The sequence below is a fragment of the Caballeronia sp. A2-2 genome (assembly GCF_057612605.2).
In genome coordinates this window covers 1,968,921-1,985,827 of the sequence record NZ_CM172587.1, presented here as the reverse complement: position 1 = coordinate 1,985,827, position 16,907 = coordinate 1,968,921, and the positions used below count along the sequence as shown (strand labels likewise).

15 protein-coding genes are annotated in these 16,907 nt (G+C 62.6%); 6 read left to right on the top strand and 9 right to left on the bottom strand.

The annotated features are described in order from the left end of the window. Positions 1-187 precede the first annotated feature (187 nt). The 6 genes from ACZCWR_RS09400 (at position 188) to ACZCWR_RS09375 (ending at position 5,967) form a co-directional block, all read left to right on the top strand. Entirely contained in the window at positions 188-1,666 is a 1,479-nt protein-coding gene (locus tag ACZCWR_RS09400; protein WP_487300502.1) for an efflux transporter outer membrane subunit, read from the top strand. Then, positions 1,666-3,792, top strand: a complete 2,127-nt coding sequence (locus tag ACZCWR_RS09395; protein WP_487300501.1) for an FUSC family protein — start codon at positions 1,666-1,668, stop codon at positions 3,790-3,792. Before ACZCWR_RS09400 ends, ACZCWR_RS09395 begins: the two co-directional genes overlap by 1 nt. Next, entirely contained in the window at positions 3,782-3,982 is a 201-nt protein-coding gene (locus tag ACZCWR_RS09390) for a DUF1656 domain-containing protein (RefSeq protein WP_487300500.1), read from the top strand. The genes ACZCWR_RS09395 and ACZCWR_RS09390 overlap by 11 nt, the downstream gene beginning before the upstream one ends. Before the next feature lie 24 nt (positions 3,983-4,006). Then, entirely contained in the window at positions 4,007-4,870 is an 864-nt protein-coding gene (locus ACZCWR_RS09385) for an efflux RND transporter periplasmic adaptor subunit (protein ID WP_487300499.1), read from the top strand. Between the two features lie 102 nt (positions 4,871-4,972). Next, entirely contained in the window at positions 4,973-5,530 is a 558-nt protein-coding gene (locus ACZCWR_RS09380; protein ID WP_487300498.1) for a nucleotidyltransferase domain-containing protein, read from the top strand. After that, a complete protein-coding gene (locus tag ACZCWR_RS09375) occupies positions 5,530-5,967 on the top strand; it encodes a hypothetical protein (protein ID WP_487300497.1) in 438 nt (145 codons plus the stop codon). Before ACZCWR_RS09380 ends, ACZCWR_RS09375 begins: the two co-directional genes overlap by 1 nt. Before the next feature lie 958 nt (positions 5,968-6,925). Here the strand turns inward: ACZCWR_RS09375 and ACZCWR_RS09370 are convergent. The 9 genes from ACZCWR_RS09370 to ACZCWR_RS09330 all read right to left on the bottom strand — a co-directional run bounded on the left by ACZCWR_RS09370 (position 6,926) and on the right by ACZCWR_RS09330 (position 16,872). Next, complete coding sequence (locus ACZCWR_RS09370) at positions 6,926-7,726, bottom strand: ABC transporter substrate-binding protein (RefSeq protein WP_487300496.1); 801 nt, start codon at positions 7,724-7,726, stop codon at positions 6,926-6,928. A 111-nt stretch (positions 7,727-7,837) separates the two neighbouring features. After that, positions 7,838-8,860 (bottom strand): succinylglutamate desuccinylase, encoded by a 1,023-nt coding sequence (gene astE, locus ACZCWR_RS09365; RefSeq protein ID WP_487300495.1) that lies wholly within the window; start codon positions 8,858-8,860, stop codon positions 7,838-7,840. Next, a complete protein-coding gene (gene astB, locus ACZCWR_RS09360) occupies positions 8,844-10,184 on the bottom strand; it encodes an N-succinylarginine dihydrolase (protein ID WP_487300494.1) in 1,341 nt (446 codons plus the stop codon). Before astB ends, astE begins: the two co-directional genes overlap by 17 nt. A gap of 14 nt (positions 10,185-10,198) precedes the next feature. Next, a complete protein-coding gene (gene astD, locus ACZCWR_RS09355; RefSeq protein ID WP_487300493.1) occupies positions 10,199-11,671 on the bottom strand; it encodes a succinylglutamate-semialdehyde dehydrogenase in 1,473 nt (490 codons plus the stop codon). 8 nt (positions 11,672-11,679) lie between these two features. Further along, the gene (gene astA, locus ACZCWR_RS09350; RefSeq protein ID WP_487300492.1) at positions 11,680-12,708 is read right to left on the bottom strand and encodes an arginine N-succinyltransferase; all 1,029 of its coding nucleotides are present in this window, start codon (positions 12,706-12,708) and stop codon (positions 11,680-11,682) included. After that, complete coding sequence (gene aruF / locus ACZCWR_RS09345; RefSeq protein WP_487300491.1) at positions 12,705-13,751, bottom strand: arginine/ornithine succinyltransferase subunit alpha; 1,047 nt, start codon at positions 13,749-13,751, stop codon at positions 12,705-12,707. Before aruF ends, astA begins: the two co-directional genes overlap by 4 nt. A 13-nt stretch (positions 13,752-13,764) precedes the next feature. Beyond that, complete coding sequence (locus ACZCWR_RS09340; RefSeq protein ID WP_487300490.1) at positions 13,765-14,994, bottom strand: aspartate aminotransferase family protein; 1,230 nt, start codon at positions 14,992-14,994, stop codon at positions 13,765-13,767. Positions 14,995-15,110: 116 nt separating this feature from the next. Further along, the gene (locus tag ACZCWR_RS09335) at positions 15,111-16,037 is read right to left on the bottom strand and encodes a GlxA family transcriptional regulator (RefSeq protein WP_487303293.1); all 927 of its coding nucleotides are present in this window, start codon (positions 16,035-16,037) and stop codon (positions 15,111-15,113) included. 43 nt (positions 16,038-16,080) lie between these two features. Next, positions 16,081-16,872 carry an ABC transporter ATP-binding protein gene (locus ACZCWR_RS09330; protein ID WP_487300489.1) on the bottom strand — a complete coding sequence of 264 codons (792 nt, stop codon included), beginning with the start codon at positions 16,870-16,872 and terminating at the stop codon, positions 16,081-16,083. Positions 16,873-16,907 lie beyond the last annotated feature (35 nt).

Genomic DNA, 16,907 nt, shown 5'->3' with positions numbered 1-16,907 from the left:
ACGCGATTGTTACACGCATCGTAAGGACCATTATCACAATCTCCGTAAGAATGCTTTGCACTCTTACCGGTTATTCGACAATACCCGCAAAAATATAATCCATTCATAAAATCTAATTCGGTTTTGGGGGTGAATGGTGTCGAGCACTGGGTCCAGAAGGGTTTTCGTCACGGCGTTTCTTGCGGCAATGTTGACAATCGCCGGTTGCGCGAGCACCGGCAAGATCGCGCCGCAGGATTCGATGAAAGACGCGTCCACGCTCGATGCAGGCAGCGCCATCCGCGCCGCGAACGCCGACGCCGCGTGGCCCGACGAAGACTGGTGGCGCGCTTACCGCGACCCGCAACTGGATGCCTGGATCGCGCGCGCCACGAAAGACAATCCGACGCTCGCGATGGCCGCAGCCCGCGTGCGCGAAGCGAACGAAGATGCGCGCGTCGCGCATTCGGCGCTATTGCCGCACGTCGACGCCGACATGGCCATGACGCGCCACAACTGGCCGAACAACGATTTCTACGGTCCCGGCCCCTACGCCGATACCACGACGTGGGACAACACCGCCGCCCTTTCGCTCTCCTACAACCTCGATCTCTTTGGCCGCGATGCGCATTCGACCGAACGCGCTTTGGATGTGGCCCACATGCGCGCCGCCGATGCCCGCGCCGCGCAAGTCGATCTGGAAACGAACATCGTGCGGGCGTATATCGGCTTGTCGCAGTCGTACGCGCTGCTCGATATCGCGCAGCAGACCTACGATCAGCAACGGCATATCGCGGATCTGGCGCGTCGGCGCCTGGGCGGCGGGCTCGGCACGCAACTCGAACTGAGTCAGGCCGAAGCGCCCTTGCCCGAGTACGAACGTCAGATCGATATTCAGAAGGAAGAAATCGCGCTCGCACGCAATCAGTTGGCCGCACTCGCGGGCGATGGTCCCGGCGCGGGCGAATCCCTCACGCGTCCGGCGCTTTCGCTCGCGACGCCGCTGCCCTTGCCGTCCGCGCTGCCGGCCGAACTGGTCGGGCATCGGCCGGATATCGTTGCCGCGCGCTGGATGGTGGCGGCGCAGGCGCGTGGCATCGACGTGGCGAAGGCGGGGTTCTATCCGAACATCAATCTGGCGGCTTCGCTCACGCAGGCTTTCGCGGGCGGCGCGCTGCTGAGTTTTCTGACGAGCAAGGCATCCGGCTATTCCTTCGGTCCGGCGATTTCGCTGCCGATCTTCGAAGGCGGACGCCTGCGCGCGGAACTGGGCGCGGCATCCGCTCAATACGATGAAGCCGTCGATCACTACAACGCGACGTTGGTCGGCGCGTTGAAGGACATCTCCGATCAGGTCGTGCGCGTGCATTCGCTCGATACGCAAATGGATGCTTCCGCCCGTTCGGTCGCCGCCGCGCGTAAAAGCTACGACCTCGCCAACGAAGGCTACCGGCGCGGTCTCACCGATTATCTGAACGTGCTGGTCGCGCAGGCGCAACTGCTGCGCGCGCAGGATGGCGAAGCGCGCGTGCGGGCTCAACGGCTCGCGTCGTACGCGACGTTGACGGCGGCGCTGGGCGGCGGCATCGACGAACCGGCGAATGGACCGCAGGACGCGACGCTTGCGCCATCGAAGCATATCGGGCCGTTCAGCCGTCTGAACGACACGCACGAGCAGGTGCAGTGATGTCGACAACCGCTTCCATCTTCGACAAACCCGCAGAAGCCCTCGCCGACTGGGCGCGCACCGATGGCCTCGCGTGGGTCTACATCTTCAAGGCGGTGATCGCCGTGCTGCTCGCGCTGTGGATCGCCATGCGGCTCGACATGCAGCAGCCGCGCACCGCGATGACCACCGTCTTCATCGTGATGCAGCCGCAAAGCGGCATGGTGCTCGCCAAGAGCTTCTACCGGTTTTGCGGCACGGTGGTTGGATTGGTGGTGATGCTCGTGTTCATCGCGCTGTTCGCGCAGGAGCCGGTGCTGTTTTTGAGCGCGACGGCGCTGTGGGTCGGCATTTGCACGGCGGGCGCGGCGCGCAATCGCAACTTCCGTTCGTATGGCTTCGTGCTGGCGGGCTACACGGCGGCGCTGATCGGGATTCCGGCGGCGCAGCATCCCGAAGCGGCGTATATCTCGGCGCTCACACGCGTGGGCGAAGTGTCGCTCGGCATCGTGTGTGCGGGGTTCGTCAGCGCGCTCGTGTTTCCGCAGCACGCGGGCGAGCAGATTCGCACCACGGTGCGCCGCCGTTTCAGCGATTTCGTCGATTACGTGTGCCGCACGCTGTCGGGCACGCTCGAACGCGCGCAAATCGAGAAGACGAATCTGCGCTTCGTGGCGGATATCGTCGGCTTCGAGGCCGCGCGCAGTGTCGCCGTGTTCGAGACGCCTGAAGCCCGCATGCGCGGCGGGCGGCTCGCGCGGCTCAACAGCGAATTCATGAGCGCGTCGACGCGCTTTCACGCGCTGCATCAGTTGATGAACCGGCTGCGCGCGAATGCTTCGACGGCGACCATCGCCGCGCTGGAACCGTTCTTTCATGAAGTGCCGCCGCTGCTGCTCAACGATGGCGAGCCGGTGCGCAATGCCGCCGAAGCTGCGCACGCCGCCGCGCGTTTGCGTGACTACAAGGCTGAGTTGCCGCGTCGCGTGCATGAACAACGTGCCCTTTTGCTCAAAGCCAATTCCGCATTCGACCCGCTCGAATTCGATACGGCATCCGAACTGCTCTTTCGTTTCGTCGATGACATGCTGGCCTACGCCGACACCTATGCCTCGCTCGCGGCGCCGTCGCACGAGCGCGAACACTGGGTCGCGCGCTATGTGCCGAAGACCAATCCGATCGCGACTGGCGTGGCCGGCGTGCGCGGCGCGATCGTCATGTTCGTGCTGTCCGCGTTCTGGATCTACAGCGCGTGGCCGAGCGGCGGCACGCTGGTGCTCAACGCCGCCGCCGTGTGCGCGCTGGCTTCGTCCTCACCGCGCCCGACGCTCATGGCCATGCAGATGGCCTGCGGCACCTTGCTCGCCGCCTTCGCCGGCATGCTCGTCGTGTTCGGCGTGTTTCCGCATATCGAAGGATTCGTGCTGATGGCCGCCGCCCTCACGCCCGCGATGATGCTCGGCGCGTTCCTCAGCACACGGCGCGCGGTGGCGGGCATAGGCGTCGGCTATCTGATTTTCTTCTCGTTTCTCGCGGGCCCGGACAACCTCGTTCACTACGATCCGACCGGCTACATGAACGATGCCATCGCGCTCGTCGGGTCGATGGTCGTCGTCGCCATCGCCTTCGCCGTGCTGCTGCCGACCGATGCGCCGTGGCTGCGTCGCCTGCTGCTGGCGGACTTGCGGCGCGAAGTGGTGCAGGCGCGGCGCGGACGTCTTGCGCGCGTCAAGACGCACATGGAAAGCCGCACGCGCGATTTGCTTTCGCAGATCAACGCGCTCGTCGCCGACAAGCCCGAGTTGCAACGCGAGGCGCTGCAATGGTTGTTTGCCGTGCTCGAATTCGGCAATGCGACGATCGATTTGCGCGTCGAGATCGAAGCGCTGGAGAAGTCGGTGCGCCATTCGGTCGATTTGACGCTTGATGCCGTCGCGCGGCTGTTCGATCGCCCGGACGCGAAGCGTTTCGACGCGGCGCTGGTTGCGGTCGAGCGCGCCATCGTGGACATGCAAACGCTCGATGCGGCGCGTGTGCAACGCATCGTGAGTCATCTGCATTTCATTCGCACGGCGCTGATCGATCCCGAATCGCCGTTCGCCGCCATCGCCGACGATCAACCGCAAGGAGCGCCCCATGCCGCGTGATATTTCGATCTTCGAGGCCTATGTGCCGGCCATTCTGCTGCTGTTCGTGCTGGGCGGCATGGCGAGCTGGATCATCGATCGCGTGATCGCGCTGACGGGGTTGTATCGCGTCGTGTGGCATCCGTCGTTGTTTCGTGCGTGTCTGCTCGTGTGCGTGTGTTGCGCGCTGGGGCTGGCGGTTTATCGCTGAATTCTTTTGTAGAGAGTCGTCATCATGTTGCTTCGAAAACTGCTCGGCATCGTTCTGACGATGGCCATTTTCGCGGCGGCGCTCATCGCCGGCCGCTTGCTGTGGGTGCATTACATGGATGCGCCGTGGACGCGCGATGGCCGCGTGCGCGCCGATGTCGTCAATGTCGCGCCGGATGTGTCGGGCGCGGTCGTGCAGATGCCACTGCACGATAACCAGTTCGTGAAGAAAGGCGAATTGCTGATGGAGATCGATCCTTCGCACTATCAGATCGCCGTCGAGCAGGCCGAGGCGAACGTCGCCGCGCGCGCCGCCGAACTGCGCATGCGACGCGCCGATGCTTCGCGCCGTGCCGATTTGGACAGCATGGTCGTATCGAAGGAACAACGCGACAACGCCACGCAGACCGCCGCGACCGCCGCCGCGCAATTGCAGCAGGCGCAGGCCGCGCTCGATGCCGCGAAACTCAATCTCGAACGCACGAAGGTTTTTTCGCCGGTCGATGGGTACGTGACGAATTTGAACGTGTATCGCGGCGACTATGCGACTTCGGGCGCGGCGAAACTCGCCATCGTCGATAGTCATTCGTTCTGGGTGTATGGGTATTTTGAAGAGACGAAACTGCCGCATGTGCGTGTCGGTGATCGCGCGCAGATTCGGCTGATGAGCGGCGGTGAGTTGAAGGGGCACGTCGAGAGTATTTCGCGGGGGATCTATGACCGTGATAATCCCGAAAGCCGTGAATTGCTGGCGGATGTGAACCCGACGTTCAATTGGGTGCGGTTGGCGCAGCGCGTGCCGGTAAGGGTGAGGATCGATGAGGTGCCGGAGGGGGTGTTGTTGTCGGCGGGGACGACGGCGACGGTGGTGATTGCGGCGTCGATGTAAACATCGCTCAAATCCTTAAATTAGGGATTTATATCCTTATATTGAGGATTTACACGTTAATCCTTAAAATAGGGATGATCATCCCCATATCGAGGATTTTGCATGAGCGTCGCCGACTTTCTCTTCACCCCGGGGTTACAGCGCGTGCTAGGTGCTACCTTGCTTCACCCGGACCGAAGCTTCGCGCTCGAGGAGTTGCTTCGACTCGCTGACAGCGGGCGTGGGAGCGCTCAGAAACAGATTGATCGCCTGGTCGAAGCCGGCGTGCTTCGGGAAGATGAACGGCGAGGCCGGCAGCGGAGCATCCGCGCCAACACCGGCTTCGTGCTTTATCCAGAACTGCTGAGCATTGCGCGCAAGTCATTCGGCGTGGTCGAGCCGTTGAGAGAAGCGCTGACGCCCTTTGCCAACCAAATCGAGACAGCGTTCGTCTTTGGTTCCGTGGCCAAGGGCACCGATGGCGAGCGAAGTGACATCGATCTGATCATCATCGGGAGTGCTCCGCTTCTCGAACTATCGGAGGCCCTTCACATTGCCGAACAAGGGCTGATGCGGCCCGTGAATTTCTCGCTGTACGAGCCTGCTGAATGGCTTGCCTTGATAGAATCCGATCCGGTCATGGCCCAGATCGCTCAGGGCCCCAGTCTCAGGATACTGTGATGCAACGCCCGGTCGAATACGAGAACCTCATCAAGACGAGAGCCTTCGAAGCGGTGGCACCGACACCCGGTGCGATTGAAGGATTCCTGCGCAACGCAACCGATTACAAGGCCACGGCCGACGAGTTGAGTGCCGCGCGGCATCTGCAGATATTTACGTTGGCCTACGAAGGATATTTCCAGTTGGTTCAGGCTGTGCTGGAGTTCTACGAAGTCCGAACCAAGGATGCTGGCCGCAACATGGCCATTCAGCGCGTGTCGACGTCGCTGGGCGTGAATGCGCAGGAATTCGCCTTCATCACGAAGGCACATGAGCGGCGCAACGGGACCTCTTACGTTTCACCGTTTCCGCCGGTTTCGAAGGCCGAGGCGGCCGCCATGTTGAGCATTCTGACGAAGTATTTGCCGGTGGCGCATGCGTTGATACGTTCGGCATAAGGTAATGTGTATTAGCCGAGATTTGACCTATCGGACAGTGTCAGGTGATGTGTTGCGTTTTTCGGCTGAAGCCTCATTTTTCGGGGTGATTCAATGCTCGGGTTTGAGCTGTTGGAATACTGGCTTGCGGGTGCTGCTGTCTTTTTGTCGTGCAAGGGGCTTCTGTTGTTGGGCTTTTATTGCAGTAGCCGCCTCCCCGGCGGGGGGGTAACTTTCTTTGCTGCTGCAAAGAAAGTCACCAAAGAAAGCAGCTTTTTACACCATGCACGATGGCTGGAGAGTGTGGTCTGGATTAACGATGCAGTGGCCGCAATAGGACTTGCCACGCATAACGAGCCGCTTAGGCAACCTCGCGATTACGCGCGCGAAGTCTCAACGCTTAGTGGACCGCATTCATTCCTTCGGCCATGCGCTTCGCGCGCCGAGAACTTTAGAACGGAATCCCGCAGTCTATAAGCGCCCAGCCACCCCAGGCTTCTCCGCAAGATTGCTATTCGGTCCTACCTTGGTTAGTGCTCCGACTAAAAGGTGACTTGCGTGGGTGTGTGCGCTTTGCCCAGAAGTACTTACCAAGGTAGGGCCGAATAACGACATAACGGTGACGTGTGAGGTGGCTGGACGCTGATACGCTGCGGGATTCCGTTCTTAGGTTCTCGGCGCGCGCAGCGCATGGCCGAAACAATGAATGCGGGCCACTAAGCCAAAGGATTCGAGCTCGAAATCGCCAGGTTGCCTAAGCGACACGTGATGCGTGGAAAGTCCTATTGCGGCCACTGCATCGTTAATCCAGACCAACCCTCTCCAGCCATCGTGCATGGTGTAAAAAGCTGCTTTCTTTGGTGACTTTCTTTGCAGCAGCAAAGAAAGTTACCCCCCCGCCGGGGAGGCGGCTACTGAATAAACAGCACAAACAACAGCAGCCCCTTGCACGAAAGAGGCCCCCGTCATAACGCGTGCGTTACTTCACTCCCACCTTCACATCAAAATACTTCGCCGCCATCCGATCAATAGACCCATCATCCTTCAACTCTTTGAGCGCACGATTCAACGCATCCCGCAAAGCCCGATCATTCTTGCGCACACCAAACCCCACACCCGCGCCAAGCAATTTTTCATCGCTAACCGCCGGCCCGGCAAACGCAAACCCCGCACCCTGCGGCAACTTCAGAAAACCCTTCGACGCCGCCTCGCCATCCTGAAACGCAGCATCCAGCCGGCCCGAGGCGAGATCGGCATACACCTGATCCTGCGCCTGATACGACTGCACATCGATGCCCGCCGGCGCCCACTTCGCCTTCGCGTAGGTTTCCTGAATCGACCCCTGCAACACGCCCACGCGCTTGCCCTTCAAACCCTCCACCGTCGGCAACACCGCACTGCCTTTCTTCGCGATGAGCTGATTCGGAATGCTATAAATAGGATCGGTGAATTCGATCACCGCGCGGCGCTTGTCCGTGATGCTCATGTCCGAATCAATCGCATCGAACTTGCGCGCCTGCAAGGCGGGAATCAGGCCGTCGAACGCGTTCTCGACCCACACGCACTTGACCTTCAGCTTTGCGCAAACCGCATTGCCGATATCGATATCGAACCCGACCAGTTGCCCTTGAGGCGTCTTCGATTCGAACGGCGCATAGGACGCCTCGACGCCGAAGCGCAACTCCTTCGTGATATCGGCGGCGTGCGCGACGCCTGCCATGAGACTCGTGCCCAGTACAGCGTATGCCGTCAGCGTGCGAACGGCGCAATGCAACTTCATCAACTCCTCTCTCCTTCGATACGGTCGTGACTTTTTGTCCGATGCGCTTCGTTCAACTCGTTCGACGCATCGGCATGCCGGGCCGCGATTGTATCGCGAGGGAGAAAACCGTCAGACGAGCGAGGCGAGCGTCGCGTCCGTGGTATCGACGACCATCAGGCCAGCGCGCAAACCCGGCTTCACACGCGGATTCGGAAACACGATGCGCTCCTCGTCGTGCGACACGCGATAGCGATACTCGCCGTCATGCGCGAGTTCGGTGCCAACGGGAAACGCGGTGAAGTTCGGCACATCGCTCGCGACGTTCAGCACGAAGCGCTCGCTCTGCTTGTCGATCTGCGCGACCACGGTGAACACACGCAACGGCGCGTGATCCTCCACCGCCGCTGTTTCGCCCGCGATCAGCCGACGCAGCGCCGCATCCGCTGCCGCGAAGCGAGACAGATCGTTCTGACCGAAAGGCCGCACCTTGCCGAGTTCCAGCGTGCACGACAACGCGCCCGCGTGTTGCGCCGTGAAGTGCACGAAGGTATGGCTCTTCTCCTTGTGCAGCAGCACGGCCTGCAATTGCGCATCGCGGAGCCAGTCGAACATGGCGCGGGCCAGCGGCGCGCCGGTGTGCGGCAACAGCGCGAACTGCTCGAAGACCGAGCCGCGTATCGCCGTGTGCATGTCGATGTGCCATTTCGGCTGGGTGTCGTTATCGAAGAACGCCAGAGCGGCGGCTTCGAGTTCGAGCGCGCGCGGCGCTTCGTGGCTTGCGCTCAACGTGGCGTGACGGCCGCTGAACAGGCGGTTGAGGTCGTCATCGACATAGCGTGTGGATGCGCGCATCGCGGCGGGATTGCCGAGGATCACGAGCATGCGCGCGGCGAGCGGCGCGCGCCCGTGCGCGATATCCGCGACCAGCCGCGAAAGCATTTCAATCGGCGCGGTTTCATCGCCATGAATGCCCGCCGATGCCAGCACGCTCGCGCACGGCGAATTCTGCGGTTCCAGCAACAACACGCCTTCGCTCTGCCACGTCCAGCGCACGCCCGACGGCGCGATGCCGCTTTCAACCGAGGGCCGCGCACCCGCAAGCGAGAACGCCAGAAAGTCCTCAAGCAAGCCCGATTCAGCGTTGGAAGTCATAGACGGAGCCGAGTTTCAAAAGCGTGGTCAGTTCATCGAGCGCCGTGCGTGATTCGTTCAGCAGCGACGGATCGGCCAGATCGTCGCTTGCCAGACGGTCGCGGTAATGGCGGTCGATCCAACCATCGAGTTGAGAAAACAACGCGTCGTTCATCCAGACCTGCGCGTTGACCGCTGCGCGCTCGGCTTCGTTCAGCACCACGCGCAAACGCAGACAAGCCGGACCGCCGCCATTCTTCATGCTCTCGCGAAGATCGAAAACCAGCACTTCGTCGATAGGCGTGGTCCGCCCTTCGAGGGAATCCAGATACGCCGCCACGCGCGCATTCTCGCGGCATTCCTGCGGCACGACGAGCACTTGCTTGCCGTCCGCGCGCGACAACAACTGACTGTTGAACAGATACGACGACACTGCATCTTCCACGCTGACTTCGCGTTCGGGCACTTCGAGCGCGCTGAAAACCGCACCGTGCGCGCGCAGCTTCGCGCTCAGTTCGTCGTAGACCTTTTGCTGATCGACGAACGCGCGTTGATGACAGAACAGCGTCGTGCGATTGCCGACCGCAATCACATCGTTATGAAACACGCCTGCATCGATCACATCGGGGGATTGCTGCGCGAACACCACGGCATCGTCGGAAAGCTCGTGAAGACGCGCCACGGCGCGGCTCGCTTCGAGCGTCTGCCGCGCGGGAAAGCGCTGCGGCTGCGGACCTTTGCCGTATTCGCTGCGTCCGTAGACAAAGAACTCGACGCCCTTCTCGCCATATTCGCCCGCGAAACGCGTGTGATTGGCCGCGCCTTCATCGCCGAGCGCGGGCGTGCCGGGCAGCGCGTGATGAATCTGAAAGCGCGCTTCATCCGCGAAAATCGCGCCGAGCGTGCGGCGCGTTTCACCATGCTCGATCGCGCGATGCAGCTTCGCCGCGAGATTGGCCGGCGTGAAATGCACACGCCCATCGCGCGTATCGGCGGACGGGCTGACGGTCGCGGCGTTCGCGGTCCACATCGCCGAGGCGGAACTCGCCGCCGCCAGCAGTTCGGGCGCTTCGCGCGCGGCGCGGGCGATTACGTCGATATCGCGTCCGCTGAAGCCGACCGCCCGCAACAGGCGAATGGAAGGACGCTCCAGCGGCGGCAACACGCCTTGCTGAAAGCCCATGTCGGCCAGCCGCTTCATCTTGCGCAAGCCCTGTTTCGCGGCCGCTTTCGGGTTCGCGACCGACTTCTCGTTGTTGCGCGAGGCCACGTTGCCGAACGAGAGTCCCGCGTAGTTGTGCGTCGGGCCGACCAGCCCGTCGAAATTTGCTTCGGATGCCTGCATGTCGTGTCCCATGCTCAGAAAGTGAGGCCCGGCGAAACGCTCGCGGGCATCTGCAATTGCGCGCTTTCGACGGATGCCATCGCGTACGAGCAGTAATCGGCTGCGTAATACGCGCTCGGCCGCTGATTGCCCGAGCGCCCGATGCCACCGAACGGCGCCGCCGACGACGCCCCGTTCGTCGGCCGGTTCCAGTTGACGATGCCCGCGCGAATGGTGCGCTGGAAGTGCGTCCATGTCGCTTCGTCGTCGGCGAGGAGGCCGGCGGAGAGGCCGTACGCGGTGTCGTTGGCGCGCTCGATGGCGTCGTCTAACGTGTTGTAGCGCGTGACTTGCAGCAGCGGGCCGAAATGTTCCTCGTCGGGCACGTCGAGCGCGTCGGTGATGTCGAGGATCGCGGGCGTGACGTAGCCTAGGGTAGGCGCGCGCTGCGTCATTTCGAGCAAAGACCGCGCGCCGGAATCGATCAGGCGCGATTGTGCATCGACGAGACGCTTCGCCGCGCGTGACGAAATCACCGCGCCCATGAAAGGCTGCGGTTCCTCATCGAACGCGCCTGTGCGGATGTTCGCGCTCACTTCGGTCAGGCGTTGCAGGAAGCGCTGACCGAAGGCATCGCCGGGAACGAGCAGACGCCGCGCACACGTGCAACGCTGTCCCGCCGAGAGAAACGCGGATTGAATCGTGTGATGCACGGCGGCGTCGATATCTTCGACCTGCGCCACGACCAGCGGATTGTTCCCGCCCATTTCCAGCGCCAGCACGATCTCGGGCCGTCCGCCGAATTGCTTGTGCAGCAGCGTTCCGGTGTCCGAACTACCCGTGAAAAACAACCCATCGATCTGCCGATGATTCGCCAGCGCGATGCCCGCATCCTTCTCGCCCTGCACGAGATTGAGCACGCCCGCAGGCAGCCCCGCTTCGATCCACAGCGCGACGGTCGCCGCCGCCACGCCCGGCGCGAGTTCCGAAGGCTTGAACACGACCGCATTGCCCGCGATCAGCGCCGGCACGATATGCCCGTTCGGCAGATGCCCCGGAAAGTTGTACGGCCCGAACACCGCCACCACGCCGTGCGGACGATGCCGCAGCACCGCGATGCCATCGGCCATCGGCGCGCGCTTTTCTCCGGTGCGTTCGTGATACGCCTGCACGGAAATATCGACCTTCGCGGCCATCGATGCCACTTCGGTGCGGGCTTCCCACAGCGGCTTGCCGGTTTCGCGGCCGATTGCGTGAGCGAGCGATTCCTTGTTCTCGTTGAGCAACGCGGCGAAGCGTTTGGCCACGGCGACGCGCTCATCGAAAGGCGTCGCGGACCATGCGGCGAAGGCACGGCGCGCGGCGAGCACGGCGCGGTTCACATCATCGGCGGATGCGCTCTTGCCTTGCCACACGATTTCATCCGTGCCCGGATTGCGCGACGCGAACGCCGCGCCCGCGCCTTCCTGCCATTCGCCGCCGATATACAGTTGGTTCGAAGAAGTCATGTCGTCTCTCATCCGTTGGTGCGCGGCGCCGATGTCAACACGCGCACTTCGTCGCCCTCTTTCACATGCAGCGCAGCGGCTTCTTCCGCCGTGAGCAGGAACGTGCCGTCGTCCACCGCGCCGGTGGTTGCGCCGCAGCGGAAGTCTTCGAGCAGCGTGTTCGATACGAGGCTCTTGAAATCGCTTGCCGCGCGCTCGCCGATCTTCACGCGCGCCAGCACGCTCTCGCGTACCGTGCGCAAATCGGCGATGTGGCATTCGAGCACCGGACCGGCATCGAAGATATCGACGTGGTTTTCATAGCGCAGACCCTCGGCTTCGAGCATCTTGCGCGCAGGCGCGGTATCGCGATGCGTGCGGCCCACGGCATCGCGTGCGGCATCGGGCAAAAGATCGAGATACACCGGATAACGCGGCATGAGTTCGGCGACGAAGGACTTCTTGCCGTGCGAACTCAGATAATCCGCCTCGTTGAAATCGATCTGATAAAAATGCGAGCCGACCGCGTTCCAGAACGGCGACTCGCCTTCGTCATCGAAATGGCCGCGCAATTCCGCGCACAAACGCTGCGGAAAGCGCTCCCGAAACTGCGCGATGAACATGAAGCGCGAACGCGACAGCAAGCCGCCCACGCCCGCCGTGCGATAACGCGGGCTCAGGAACAGCGAACACACTTCCGCGTAACCGGTCAGATCGTGCGAGATATTGAGCAGCGACATGCGCGTCCACACGCCCATGTCCTGACTCGCATGCACCGCCGTCGAGACGCGATAGTTATAGAACGGCTGCTCAAGACCCACTTCCGTTTCGATGCCGCACACGCCCGCGACATCGCCGCTCGCGGTGTCTTCCATGACGAAGAAATAGCCCGCTTCGAACGCGGCGGCGGAACCGGCGAGCGTGCGGCGCACCCGCTCCACGCGATTGGCGAGCGCGGCGCGGTCCGGTTTGAACGTGGTGAGCCCGGGCCCGGTTTCCTGAGCGAGTGCGACGAGCGCATCGACATCGCCCGGTTGCGTGCAGCGCACGACGATCATTGCAGTTCTCCCGATGCCTGATGCAACGGCACGCAGCGCACCGTGTCCTTTTCCTGAATGCCCAGGGCATCGCGGGCGGCGGCATCGAGCGAAGCGCCTTGCGCGCGCGTCGCGGCCAGCTTCGTCACGATGCAACGGAACGCGTGCGCCCCGCCCGCCGCGACGAGATACGACGCGCCGTCATCGACCGCGCCGTCCTGCACCGCGCGCAGTTCGCCGGAACCGGCCGATGCGCTTCGATCGACATCGATGGTGAGCACCGGGCCTGCATCGAAAATATCGACGTAACGGTCCGGCTCGAAACCTTCTTCGAGATGAATTTCGTAGGCGAGCAGCGTGCTCTTGTTCGGTTCGCCGAGCACGCGTTGCGCTTCGCCCGGCAACAGCGGCACGTAGAGCGGATAACTCGGCATGACTTCCGCGATAAAGGTGCGGCTGCGTCCGCCCGAGGCCATTTCGACTTGTTCGAAATCGCGGCCGAAGAACTTGCGGCCCACGGCTTCCCAGAACGGCGAGATGCCGGATTCATCGGTGACGCCGAGCATCAGCGAAAACACTTCGTCGGAGAAGCGCTTGCGGTTCGCGGCGATGTACAACATGCGCGCGCGCGACAGCAGATGCGCCGCCGCTTCGCCCGGCCGCGTGCGCAGCGAAGGATCGATATAAAAGCCAGTCAGACGGCTCTTGCCCGTGAGTTCGTGCGACATGGTGAGCGCGTGAATGCGGCGGTTCACCTTGAGTTCGCGCGATGCGTGGATCAACGCATCGTTGCGAAACGCGTAGAACGGTTCCGAATACCCCGCCGACGCCACGATGCTCGATGTGCCGAGCAATGTGCCGCTCGCCGAATCTTCGAGCACGAACAGATAGAACTCCTCGCCGGGAAAATCCACTTCGGCGCGGAACGAATCCTCGGAAAGCGCGACGCGCGTGGTCAGCGCCTGACGGTCGCGCGGCAGCGAATGCAGCACGGGGTTCGCTGCGCGCGCCATGCGTTCGAGTTCGTCGAGGTCGGAAAGTCTCGCGGGGCGGACGAAGAGCATCGTCGCGTTCCGCTCAGCGTGCGGCAGCGGTTGCGCCCGCCACCGCTTCGACAGCCTTCTCGATGCGCGCGAAACCTTCGTCGAGATCGGCCATCGGCATGACGAGCGACGGCGCGAAACGCAGCACGTTCGGCCCCGCGATCAACATGATCACGCCGTTCGCCGCCGCCGCGTTGAGCACATCTTTCGCGCGGTCCTTGTAGGCATCGTTCAGTTCCGCGCCAATCAGCAGACCGCGTCCGCGAATCTCGCTGAACACGCCAAAGCGTTCGTTGATGCGCGCCAGATGCGCCTTGATCGCCTCGCTGCGCGCGTTCACGCCTTCGAGCACCTTCGGGTCGCTGATCAGTTCGACGACCTTCTCCGCGATCGCCGCGCCCAGCGGATTGCCGCCGTAAGTCGTGCCATGCACGCCCACCTTGAAGTGCGCGGCGAGCGCTTCGGTCGTGAGCATCACGCCGATGGGAAAGCCGTTGCCCAGCGCCTTCGCGCTCGTGAGAATGTCGGGCGTCACGCCGTATTGCATATACGCGTAGAAGGTGCCGGTGCGGCCCACGCCGGTTTGCACTTCATCGAGGATGAGCAGCGCGTCGTGTTTGTCGCAGGCTTCGCGCAAGCCTTTGAGGAACGCGGGATCGGCGGGAATCACGCCGCCTTCGCCCTGCACCGGCTCGACGATCACCGCGCAGGTTTGCGGACCGATGGCATCGAGCGCGGCAGGCAGGTCGTTGTACGGCAGATGACGAATGCCCTGCGGCTGCGGGCCGAAGCCTTCCGCGTACTTCGGCTGGCCGCCCACGCTAACGGTAAAGAACGTGCGGCCATGAAAGGACTGCGTGAACGACAGAATCTCGATCTTGTCCGGCCCATGACGGTCGATAGCCACACGCCGCGAGAGCTTGAGCGCGGCTTCGTTGGCTTCCGCGCCGGAATTGGCGAAGAACGCGCGATCCGCGAACGTAAGGTCGGTCAGGCGTTTCGCGAGGCGCAACACCGGCTCGTTCGTGTAGCCGTTGCCGATGTGCCAGAGCTTCTCGCCCTGTTCGTGCAAGACCTTGAGCAGTTCGGGATGCGCATGCCCCAGCGCCGTCACCGCAATGCCGCCCGCGAAGTCCACGTAATCCCGGCCTTCGGTGTCCCATACGCGCGAGCCGCGTCCACGGTCGGGCACGAAACTCGCCGGCGAGAATACCGGCACCATCACTTCGTCGAACGTCGCGCGATTCACCTCGATGCCGCTCATGAGCCACTCCTCGTCTGGTATTGCAGTGAGTTCGATATTAGGCAATCGTGCGCGTTCCGTCTTGCGCGCGTGCGACATGGAGCGTGGGAATTCTTGCGGATTCGGCGCGCGCGTGCTCAGGCGCTGCCCGCGCGCTGCTGTTCGATCCAGTTGCGCCGTTCCTCGCGCGGCGTCACGCCGAAGCGCTCGCGGTACGCATTGGAGAAATGCGCCGCCGATGAAAACCCGCACGCGAGGCTAATCTGCACGACGGACTGGCTCGTGCGCTGCAACTGACTGCGCGCTTCGAGAAGACGGAGATTGAGGTAATACTTCGATGGCATGGCATCGAGATGCTGGCGGAACAGGCGTTCCAGTTGCCGCCGCGAAATGCCGACGAGGCTGGCGATTTCATCGGTCGCGAGCGGTTCTTCGAGATTCGCCGCCATGAGTTGCAGCGCGTCGTTCAGGCGCGGATGGCGTTCCTCCTGCGCGGCGACGAACGGCATGCGTTGACGTTCCGTTTGCGTGCGCAAAACGCCGAGACCGAGCGCATCCGCGATGCGTTCTGCAAGCTCCTGTCCGTGCTCGCGGCCGATCATCGCCAGCATGAAGTCGATGGTGGCTTGGCCGCCCGAGCATGTCGCGCGGTCGCGGTCGATTTCGAAAATCTGCTGGCTGGCGATGATGTCATCGAACTGCGTCGCGAGCTGAGCGTATGCGTCCTGATTCACCGAAACGCGGTAATGCGCGAGTGCGCCCGCAAGCGCGAGCCACCCGACACCGTGATGCACGCCCGACACGAGCGGCGTGCGCGCGGCGACGTGCGCGAGCATCTTAATGAAGCGCCGCTGATCCGCGAACGGCTGATGTCGCTCCGATAAAACGATCAGCCAGTCGCACGCGATGTTGTCATCGAACGCCTGATGTGCGGGCAAGTGCGCGCCGCCCGAAAGCGGCACGGCGCGGCCATCGGGCGACATCACGCGGCACTCGTAGAGCAGACGTCCGTCGATCTCGTTGGCAAGCGCGAGCGTGTCAACGATCGCGCCGATTCCGCTCATCGAAACGGGCGCAAGCGCGACGATCGCAACCGTTCGCGTCACGTTATTTCAGGCTGCCCGACAGGAATTGCCGCAGACGTTCGCTTTTCGGCACGCTCAACACGTCGGCGGGCTTGCCTTCTTCTTCCGTGCGCCCCTGATGCAGAAACATGACGTGATTCGACACGTTGCGCGCGAAGCTCATTTCGTGCGTGACGACGATCATCGTGCGGCCTTCCTCGGCCAGACGCTGCATGACCTTGAGCACTTCGCCGACGAGTTCGGGATCGAGCGCGGACGTAGGTTCGTCGAACAGCATGACATCGGGATGCATGGCGAGCGCGCGCGCAATAGCCACGCGCTGCTGCATGCCGCCCGACAGATGCGACGGATACTGCTTCTCCACGCGCGGCGGCAAACCCACTTTCTCCAGATATTCGCGCGCGCGTTCCTCGGCTTCTTTCTTAGATAAGCCGAGCACGTGAATGGGCGCTTCCATCACGTTCTCGATGGCCGTCATGTGCGACCACAGGTTGAAGTGCTGGAAAACCATCGCGAGCTTGGTGCGCACGCGCTGCAACTGCTTGTGATCCGCGACTTCGAGATTGCCCGCCTTGTCGGCTTTCGTGCGCACGGCCTCGCCATCCACGACGATGCGCCCCGCGTTCGGCCGCTCCAGAAAGTTGATGCAGCGCAGGAACGTGCTCTTGCCCGAGCCGCTCGCGCCGATGATGCTGATGACATCGCCCGCCTTCGCGGACAACGAAACGCCCTTGAGCACTTCGTTGTCGCCGTAGCGCTTGTGGATGTCCTCGGCGACGAGCTTGGTCGCAGTGTCTTTGGCGGTAGGCTCCAACGCGTGTCTCCTTGATTCGGTCTTGGCGGATTGGC